The 991-nt window shown below is 67.0% G+C and carries 1 protein-coding gene; it reads left to right on the top strand.

Translation table 11 applies throughout. The features are described from left to right. Positions 1-991: transglycosylase domain-containing protein (locus JMF90_RS38400; protein ID WP_201326474.1), on the top strand; the 991-nt coding region annotated here is incomplete at both ends.

Below are 991 nucleotides of genomic sequence, written 5' to 3' on the forward strand. Positions count from 1 at the left end.
GCCAGCTGATCGCCGAATTCCGGCCGGTAAACCGCGAATGGGTGCCGCTCAAGCAGATCTCGCCGCACATGATCGATGCGCTGATCGCGACCGAGGACCACCGCTTCTACGCGCATCACGGCATCGACTGGCGCCGCACGCTCGCGGCCGGCCTGCATACGTTCTCGGGCGACCGGCAGGGCGGCTCGACGATCACGCAGCAGCTGGCGCGCAACCTGTATCCCGACGAAGTCGGCCGCGCGCCGACGCTCACGCGCAAGGTGAAGGAGCTGATCACCGCGTTCAAGATCGAAGCGGTGTACAGCAAGGACGAGATTCTCGAAACCTACCTGAACACGGTGCCGTTCCTGTACAACGCGTACGGCGTCGAAATGGCCGCGCGCACCTACTTCGGCAAGTCGGCGGACCAGCTCGACCTCACGGAAAGCGCGACGCTCGTCGGGATGCTGAAGGGCAACAGCTACTACAACCCGGTGCTGAATCCGGAACGCGCGGTCCAGCGGCGCAACGTCGTGCTCGGCCGGATGGCGCAGATGGGCATGCTGTCGCCGCAGCAGTTCGCGAAACTGCAGCGCCAGCCGCTGCGCGTCGACTTCGAACCGCAGACGTCACAGCCCGGTCTCGCGCCGCATTTCGCGGTGCAACTGCGCAAGTGGCTGATCGCGTGGGCCGACCGCAACAACTATGATCTCTACTCCGACGGCCTCGTCGTGCGCACGACGCTCGATGCGCGGCTGCAGGACATGGCCACGCAGGCGCTGACGCGGCAGACCGAACGGCTGCAGGCGATCGCCGACGGCGCATGGCGCGGGCCGTCCGGCTGCGGGCTGCGCAACGACCTGTTCCGCGGCTTCATGCGTCAGACACCGGAGTATCGGCAGGCCCGCGACACCGGGCTCGCCGACGTGGTTGCGCTGAAGCAGCTCGGCGCGAATCGCGAATTCGTGCGGGCGCTGTGCGAGCGCAAGACGCAGGTGCAGGCCGGCTTCGT

Source organism: Burkholderia sp. E168m23 (genome assembly GCF_016586125.1).
GTDB lineage: Bacteria > Pseudomonadota > Gammaproteobacteria > Burkholderiales > Burkholderiaceae > Burkholderia > Burkholderia orbicola.